Origin of the sequence: Cellulophaga geojensis KL-A (genome assembly GCF_000568425.1) — a bacterium.
GTDB lineage: Bacteria > Bacteroidota > Bacteroidia > Flavobacteriales > Flavobacteriaceae > Cellulophaga > Cellulophaga lytica.
In genome coordinates this window covers 1-3,659 of the sequence record NZ_ARZX01000049.1, presented here as the reverse complement: position 1 = coordinate 3,659, position 3,659 = coordinate 1, and the positions used below count along the sequence as shown (strand labels likewise).

Here is a 3,659-nt window from a genome sequence, read left to right as displayed (position 1 = left end):
ATTACTAGGATTTGATCTTGGAATACGTATATGAAAAGTAGCGGATTTTAATCACTAATTTTTCGGATTATTATTGACCTTAAATTTAAAAAATTCATTTCGTTTTAGCACTTAAACCGCTATTTTTTATATACGTTGTTACCCACTGGCTTTATTCCGTTCAGCTTGGTTTTCAGCGTTGGCAAAGACATACTCTTTTGCAATTTTTGGCTTGTGTGGTGGCTGAAGCGAATTGCAAATGTGTATGGCTTTTAGCGTTGGCTTATGCTAATTCATATTCAATACTATTCAGTTCACTTTTTGATTTTTCCCTCAATTCAAATGACTTTTTTACTTTTTCACTTATTTCTTTAATTACTTTTTCACTTGGAATACTAATTAATAAATTTTTGAAATCATTGTCTGAAATATTCGGAATTGCAGCTCCTGTTCTTAACATTGAGATTTGATTAAGGAAATATTCTGATTTCAGATAATAAAGCAAGTAATAAGGGTCAATTTTAAAATTTCGTAAAACTCTAAAACCATTCGTGCAAATTGCACCATCAAAATCTGAATTTACCAATGCAGTTGCGTGTTTTCTTGAACCAATAGAATTTCCAGCAATAGCAGTTATAATATCTCCTTTCTTTATTTCATATGATGCTCTACTTGGAAGTTCATAAACAGACATTTCAGTCGAATTAATAATTTCTAAAGATGGAGTATTAACATCCGATAATTCAACGTATTCTACTGTTAGATTTTTATTCGTTAACTTTTTACTTTTTGTTTTAACAACTTGAACAACATCACATAATCTAACAGCATTGTTTTTTTCAATGAGTTCAATTAATTTTCTATTCTGTGGTGAATAAAAATCATAATCAAAGCGACCATTTAATTCATTGTATTTAATAGAATATGAATTTTCAGTTTCTATTTTCTTTTCAGTGTGGAACTTTTTATAATCCTCAATTACTATTGATAAGTCTTCGTCAAGAATTGGATTTTTATTTTTATCACGCAATATTTTTCCATACTCATCTTTTTGATAAATTGGACTTCCATTTTTATTTCCTTGATAACCAATTTTTCGTATTTGGCTAAAAAATAAAGGATATTCTCTATCTATATTTGGAGTGTCTTTTTGAATGAATAGGAGTGAAGTTTTAACACCAGTTCCATACGGAATAAATGTTTCTTGAGGTAAGTTTACAATTCCTAATATTTTTGTGCGTTGTTTAATGTAATATCTTAAATATTCCAAAGAAGGATTTTCAAAATGACCATTTGGCAAAACAATTCCCATTCTTCCACCTTCTTTTAGTAAATCAATACATCTTTCAATAAATAAAATTTCTGCTACTTGTCCTGTGTGAAGTGTATTTGTCTTGACAAATTCATTTTCATTTACTTTTTTCCATTTGTAGCCTAAATCGAAAGAAGAAAGTATTTTTTTATCAGATATTTTTCCTGCTGTACCAAATGGTGGATTTGTTAAAACAATATCAAATCCTTTTGAAGCTTTATCTACTTTTACTTTTAATAAAACTTCATCATAATCTGTTAATGAGTTAATACATTTTACATTTGTTTCTACATTTGCTTCAAGTAGCAATTTCATTTTTGCAATTCGAGCAATACTTTTGTTAATGTCTAAACCATAAAGATTCTCTGAAACAACTTTTTCAATATTTACATTTTCATTGTTGTTTAAAATATAATTAAACGAAGAATTAAGAAAACCACCACTTCCACAAGCTGGGTCGATTATTGTTTCGTTTGGTTTGGGCTGAATTATACTAACACAAAAATCAATTATTGGTTCTGGTGTAAAAAATTGACCTCTTCCATCTTTTTCTTGGTGAGATAAGAATTTTTGAAATGCCAACCCTTTGGCATCATTTGAAGAATTGATTAATGAAAAATCTTGTAGCTTATTAATTGTGTTTGCTAATGATAATGGGCTTAACTTTATTCTATCTCCTTTATCAAATAAATCGGAATATTCTTGAATTGTACTTGAAAAAAGACTGTTTATTCTTTGAAGTAATTGTTCTGATTTTTTTGAACTTTTTATTTGTTCAAATTCCGCATCATCAATATAGAACTGTTTTTCTTTTTTCTTTTCATCAATTACTTTTATGAAGAGAATTTTTATAAATTCTTCTAAAGTTTGTTGAGTAGAAAGTCCATCATTTGCATAGATGAAGTTATGAATTTCTTCAAACTTTCTTAATAGTTTATCGGTCTTTGTTAGTTCAAAATCTAAATTTAACTCCATATCTTACACATTTGTGACAAATATAATCACAAATGTGTAACCATCAAACATTTTGGTGAATTATTAATTTCTATTATCGATTTGCATATCTGCTGCCGAAATGGAATCATCATTATTTAAAGTATCATAAGCGCTATTAAAATTTCGATGCCATTCTTCAGATAGACTTAATTCGTTATTGTTAAAAACAAAACCCATTATATAATTTTGTTGCAAATGGTCATTATCAGAACTTGAAGCTTCTAAATCTTTTGGGTTTGCAAACACAAATTCGTGACCTGTATATCTCAAAAAAATGTCAATCGAAATAAGATTAAATTCATCTATTCTTGGAGTTGCTTGTGTCCGATGATTTGCTCCAGAAGTGCCTGAAACAAAGTGAGTTTCTAAAACTTTCACTTTGTTCATTACATAAGATAATCTCTCATCAATCAAAGCCGAAATTTCTTCTCTTGATAATTCTCTTAATACATTTATAGCTATTGATTTAGCAGTCTCTCTTTTAGGAGTTTTATACTTCTTTATTTCTTCGAAATCGTATAAGGTTGATGAGTAATTTTCTTGAAATTCAGGAAGTTCCCTGTCAACCCAATCCTTTACTTGAGGTTCAATAGGAGAGTCATTTTCTATCCAACTAATTTTGTCACTGTGCTTACAAAGAAAGTTAAGTAGGTTGTCATAGTTATAAAGTTTATGCCATTTTTCAGAATTAGATTTAACTCCTTTGCTTTCAAGTACGAACCAAGGTTCATTTTCTCGTTTGAAATAAAAATCTCCGTGATGATTCGGGTGTTTAGCACCTTCCCATTTTTCTTTTATTCTATGAACTTCAAAGCCTCTTCCTTCCAATCTTTGTTTAAGAAGTAATTCTGTAATTGAACCATTAACATATCCCTCTGCATTCGGACTTAATCTTAAAGCAGTAAAAAAGACATCTTCTGTAACTCCATATTTAAGGAGTAAATAATCAGTAATTTCACTCATATTCCTCTATTTTTTTAAAAAGTTCTGAAAGAGAAATTTGAAGTGTTTCGGAAAGTCGTTCAATTATTTTTAGTGAGATGTTTCGTTCTCCTTTTTCAATGTCGCTTATGTAAGTTCTGTCTATGTCAGATTGGTTAGCTAAAGATTCTTGAGAAAGTCCTTTTTTCAGTCGAAGTTCTTTTATTACAAGTCCAAATTTTCTTTGCAAATTCATTTTACAAAGATGAAATTATGTAGACAGTTGTACAACGGTCAATTGTCCTCATTTGTATTCGAGCGTTGGGGAATTTTAGCTCTTTTGGTTTTTAAAGCGTTGGAGTTTTGAATCGGAAAAAACCAAAAGTGCTAAAATATGCGGTTGGTTTTCAGCTTGTGGGTAACGTTAAGTATAACCGAAGTTACGGGATTA

General features: G+C 29.4%; 3 protein-coding genes. All 3 read right to left on the bottom strand.

Translation table 11 applies throughout. The annotated features are described in order from the left end of the window. Nucleotides 1-262: 262 nt before the first annotated feature. Nucleotides 263-2,266, bottom strand: coding sequence for an N-6 DNA methylase (locus KLA_RS16975; protein ID WP_034647316.1), 2,004 nt, complete (start codon nucleotides 2,264-2,266; stop codon nucleotides 263-265). 63 nt (nucleotides 2,267-2,329) lie between these two features. Further along, nucleotides 2,330-3,250, bottom strand: a complete 921-nt coding sequence (locus KLA_RS16970; RefSeq protein WP_034647315.1) for a hypothetical protein — start codon at nucleotides 3,248-3,250, stop codon at nucleotides 2,330-2,332. Next, nucleotides 3,243-3,464 (bottom strand): helix-turn-helix domain-containing protein, encoded by a 222-nt coding sequence (locus tag KLA_RS16965; RefSeq protein ID WP_034647314.1) that lies wholly within the window; start codon nucleotides 3,462-3,464, stop codon nucleotides 3,243-3,245. Before KLA_RS16965 ends, KLA_RS16970 begins: the two co-directional genes overlap by 8 nt. Between the last annotated feature and the right edge of the window lie 195 nt (nucleotides 3,465-3,659).